Origin of the sequence: Sulfuricurvum sp. RIFCSPLOWO2_12_FULL_43_24 (genome assembly GCF_001829605.1) — a bacterium.
Lineage (GTDB): Bacteria > Campylobacterota > Campylobacteria > Campylobacterales > Sulfurimonadaceae > Sulfuricurvum.
The window spans coordinates 1-1,334 of record NZ_MIBT01000057.1 but is presented as its reverse complement, the minus strand read 5'-3'; the positions used below and the strand labels follow the sequence as shown (position 1 = coordinate 1,334).

The window sequence follows — 1,334 nt, the reverse complement described above, 5'->3', positions numbered from 1 at the left end:
ATCACAAAAAGAGCAAAGGATAAAACTATTGCGCAAGATGAGGCAAACATAAACAAAAGAGTGCTTCCATAGTTGTCCCATGCCCATCCCGCAACGCTTAAAGAGGCAAGTGTCGCAAAACCGACAGATGTGTAGTAAACCCCGTATGCCGTTGCTTTTAAATCATGGGGTGCAGTATCTGAAATAATGGCTTTAGCCAAAGAGTTAAACCCTCCCGCAAAAAATCCATAGATGCCAAAACCAAGCCATGCTCCCAATGTACCGAGCGTTGTCATCGCCAGTGCGCCAAGACCAAAAGCAAGATAGACAAATGAGAGCAGAGCCGCTTTGCCAAACCTGTCTGCGAGTTTGCCTATTGGAATTGCAAAAAATGCCTGTGTGAGGTTGTAGAGGGCGTATGCAAGCGGTATAACGGCAAGTGCGAGTCCGTTATCAGAGGCTTTTAATATCATAAATGAGTAGTTCATGGCAAAGAGACTAAAGAGCGTCTGAAATCCGACCAGCCAGTAAAACTGTGACGGAAGCGCACTTGGTCGGAAGCGTTTTGCGGGAGTCGGGGTAAAAGGAACATCCGTAATTATAAATATGAGGATAAGCATAGAGATAATTCCGGGGATGATGCTAAGGGCAAAGATTGTGCGAAATGTTGTTTCGCTCTCTCCAAGCCACCATAAAAGCCCGAACGCACTCAGTGAACCAACCAAAGCACCGGCACCGTCCATCATTTTATGAAAACCAAAAACAAAACCGCTCGAACCTTTTGGTGTAGAGGCGCTGATGAGCGCATCACGAGGTGCAACGCGAATCCCTTTGGCAAGTCTATCGCCTATGCGGATAGTCATAATCATGGTCGCACTTTGAGCAAAAAAAGCAAGAGGTTTTATGAGATTTGAGAGACCGTATCCAAATACTACAATCCCTTTTCTTCGCCCAAGTCTGTCAGAGTAGAAGCCGGAGAGGGCGATAAGCAGAGCAACGGAGAGTTCAGCCAAACCCTCGATGATGCCGATCTGCGTCTTTGTCGCATGTAAAAAACGCTCCAAAAAAATAGGCAGCAGAGGAAGAATCATCTCCGTGGAAAAATCGGTAAAAAAGCTGTTGGCTCCGAGACCGATGATATTTCTGTTTAAGGGCTGTTTTTTCACTTTCTCTCTTGTTGAGTAAACTTTTACCATTATACAAATATAAGGCAAAAAATATCAATTTGTTGATTATGGCTATTTTAGCTATAATCGCTAACTATTTTTTAAAAGGATGCTCCATGGAGTGCGAATTTCCGACAATTAATTCAAATAAGCAAGAGATAATAGAAATTTTCAATATTACTAAAACCA

1 protein-coding gene is annotated in these 1,334 nt (G+C 43.3%); it reads right to left on the bottom strand.

All coding sequences use genetic code 11. The features are described from left to right. Positions 1-1,145: MFS transporter (locus A3G19_RS05660; protein ID WP_294871120.1), on the bottom strand; the 1,145-nt coding region annotated here is incomplete at its 3' end. Positions 1,146-1,334: the final 189 nt, after the last annotated feature.